General features: G+C 44.6%; 1 protein-coding gene. It reads left to right on the top strand.

What is annotated here, in order from left to right:
- Positions 1-86 precede the first annotated feature (86 nt).
- Entirely contained in the window at positions 87-1,133 is a 1,047-nt protein-coding gene (locus tag BIZ39_RS21665; protein ID WP_187448091.1) for an IS110 family transposase, read from the top strand.
- The last annotated feature ends 469 nt before the right edge of the window (positions 1,134-1,602 follow it).

The raw sequence follows: 1,602 nt of genomic DNA, 5'->3' as shown, positions 1-1,602 counted from the left end.
TTGATACTTATTGAGCCTTCTCCCCAGCTTAACCAATTTTATTGGCTAAGCTGGAAGGCGACCAAACCCAAAATGGAGAAGACTCAATGCAATTCTATACTAACTTACATCCTTTTTACTGCGGAATCGATCTTCATGCACGAATGCTTTATGTATGCATCCTAGATGCTCGCGGCGAGATACTGGTTCATAAGAAGATAAAAGATTCTCCTGAGCAGCTCTTAAACCTTCTTGCACCCTACATCGGGAATATTGTGGTGGGCGCAGAATGTATGCATTGCTGGTACTGGCTCAGTGATTTTTGCGAACATCATAATATTGATTTTATTCTCGGCCACGCCCTCTATATGAAGGCGATTCATGGCGGTAAAACCAAGAACGATAAAATTGATGCGTATAAAATTGCCAAGCTTATGCGAGGTGGTAATTTTCCTTTGGCTTACGTTTATCCCAAGGAGAAGCGTGCTATTCGAGATTTATTACGTAGACGAACGAATGCTATGCGCCATAGTGCCGAGTTAAAGGCATTCATAAAGAATGCGTTGTCACAGTACAACCTACCAGTACCTGAAAAATCAGACCTAAGCTACACCACCGGTCGCGATGCAATGCGCGGATATTTCCCCAATCCACAGGTTCAACGCAGTATTGATATGAATCTACGATTAATTGAAGTTTATGACCATGAAGTCAGTAGCATTGAATGTTATGTAGAAAAATTGACTAAACATGACAACGGCCGTGACTACTATTTGTTGCGTTCATTACCTGGCGTTGGGCGAGTATTGGCCCTCACCATTCTTTATGAGATTGGCACTATTAAGCGCTTCGACAGTGTTCAGAAGTTTGCGTCTTATTCTCGGCTAGTTAAATGTAAAGCGGAATCAGCCGGTAAAGCCTACGGTACGCAGGGTAATAAAATTGGTAACGCGCACCTTAAATGGGCGTTCTCTGAAGCCGCAGTGCTGTTTTTGAAGGGTAATCCTCCGGCGCAAGCCTATCTCGCTAAGCTGCAGAAACGAATGAGCAAAGCAAAAGCACTCTCTGCATTGGCACATAAACTAGGTCGCTGCATGTATTTTATGCTAAAGAACCAGACGGTATTCGACAGTGAACGCTTTTTAGCAGGGTAAGTCGCACAGGCGGATGAGCTGAACGCCTAACTGGTCGAATGGCGAGTATTGTGTTCATGATGATTTAGGGAAAAGAACCTGTTCAACATGAACTATACCAGTGTCCACAGCCACTACGCTTTGATTAGACATCCGTCTGTTGCGCATCAATACTCTGTGCTAAATCGCTTGCACCTGAACTGAGCCTGCCCCTAACTGGCGACAGAAATCAGCCACTACGTTTGAATAGTGCCAGCATCAGGTTAACCGATGAATGTCTAGTGCCCCTGTACACGTAAAGGATTGCATAGTAACAGGCAGCGATGAGATCGTATTAAGAGAGCCTCTATATGTGTTTGCCGCAGGTGATGCCTGACGATAACCACGACAGATGAAGCTAGGAGGTTTGGCACAGAGATTTGGACTGACTGCTAAAGCAGCCAGAGAACTACTATTACCTATTGACGGGAGTTGGGCTCATATGTGTTAG

The sequence above is a fragment of the Alteromonas sp. BZK5 genome, from assembly GCF_014349115.1.
Classification (GTDB): Bacteria; Pseudomonadota; Gammaproteobacteria; order Enterobacterales; family Alteromonadaceae; genus Alteromonas; species Alteromonas macleodii.
Note: the sequence above shows the minus strand (reverse complement) of the source record. Positions and strands in the feature narration are given on the sequence as shown.

Excerpts from the sequence above, each read along its gene's own strand:
- BIZ39_RS21665 (WP_187448091.1), top strand. The coding sequence starts at position 87 with ATGCAATTCTATACTAACTTACATCCTTTTTACTGCGGAATCGATCTT.